Origin of the sequence: Corynebacterium sp. HMSC058E07 (assembly GCF_001809885.1) — a bacterium.
GTDB classification, from domain to species: Bacteria; Actinomycetota; Actinomycetes; order Mycobacteriales; family Mycobacteriaceae; genus Corynebacterium; species Corynebacterium macclintockiae.
Genome location: NZ_KV799284.1, coordinates 4783 through 5746, shown reverse-complemented (window position 1 = coordinate 5746; position 964 = coordinate 4783). Strand labels below are relative to the sequence as shown.

Annotated in this window: 1 pseudogene; it reads left to right on the top strand. The window is 60.5% G+C overall.

Annotated elements, in window-relative coordinates:
• A pseudogene (locus HMPREF2678_RS10420) lies at positions 1-964 on the top strand (hypothetical protein); the annotation flags it as partial.

The following is a 964-nucleotide window of genomic DNA, read 5'->3' as shown; positions in this document are numbered from 1 at the left end:
CCAGCAGCACCATCACCCAACACACCACCGCAAATACCACCGACGGTTCAGCCCTACGCTTGCCTACCGATGACGCCCACACAGGCCGCCTGCTTGCCGAGCTAACCTACACCACCAACACCCGCGGCCACCGCGCCACCACCGCTATCGACAACCTGGTACGCACCATTGACATCGACACCCGTGGACGCATCACCGGTGACCACACCAACCTATTGGATTCGGCAACACCTGGCGGGCTAGCCCCTGTTGCTGGTCGTGACTTCACCTGGCAAGCCGACTCCACCCTCACCGCCATCACCGACCAACTGCGCGGCACTACCAGCTTCACCGTCGACGCTATCGGCCGCGCGACCGCAGCCACCCGACACAACAACCCAGCCCCAACCGGTAACACCACCGGAACTCCAACACAGGAGAACTACTCGTTCACCCCAGCAGGTGTCCTGGCCACTACCACTGACGGGGTCATCGACTACCACAACACCCTGCCAGTCAAAGTCGGCCGGACTACCTACACCTACGATAATGCAGGCCGTATCACCCGCACGGTAACCAAACGTCTGGGTAAGAAACCGTTGGTTCATCACTTCTTCTACGCCACCGGTGAACAACCCATCGGCTTTACCTCCTCCGATGAACCAAACACCGGCTACCGCTACGTCTACGATGGTCTCGGCCGACGTGTCGCCAAAGAAACCATCAACACCACCCCCGGAGAAGTTATCCACCGTGACGTGTTCACCCACACCGGTAACCGACTGGCAGCTGTCACCACCACCGTCGACACTGTCACCCCGGCATGTGTGGGTGAAGGCTACGTGTGGACTACTGACCCTGCCACTGGTGAGACACACGGCCAGATCACACTAACCACCAATAGCACCAGTGGCACCACCGAGACTCCGGCTAACCCTGCGGCTGGTTGGCCTCAGGCCCGGGTTGATGCGACGTTCTACGCCCT